The organism is Alcanivorax sp. HI0044 (assembly GCF_001634945.1).
The window spans coordinates 1-373 of the sequence record NZ_LWEZ01000923.1; the positions used below are offsets into that span (position 1 = coordinate 1).

The window sequence follows — 373 nt, forward strand, 5'->3', positions numbered from 1 at the left end:
TGGGGCAATGTGAGCCTGTCGGCCATGGGGCGACAACTGAAGTATCAAGATACTGTGGCCGCCGTCCCCTATGAGGAAGACAAATACGGTTACGGTCTTGCCGTTGCTGGTCGCGTCATGCTGGGCGCCATGGACGATATTCGTTTCCAGGCGAACTATGGTAATGCGCTGGGCCGTTACACCACGCTCAACGCATTCCGCTCAGGCCAGATTGAGGCGGATGGCAGTATCGAGCTGATCGATCAATGGAGCGGTGTGCTGGCGTTGCGCCATCACTGGAGTGATCGCTGGCGTTCCAACTTTGCGGTCTCGGTCAGTGAAGCGGATAACCCCGATACCGTGGCGGTGACCACCAGCAAACGGGTGCAAAGCG

1 pseudogene is annotated in these 373 nt (G+C 58.2%); it reads left to right on the forward strand.

Annotation, left to right across the window (positions count from 1 at the left end):
• A pseudogene (locus A3730_RS31545) lies at positions 1-373 on the forward strand (hypothetical protein); the annotation flags it as partial.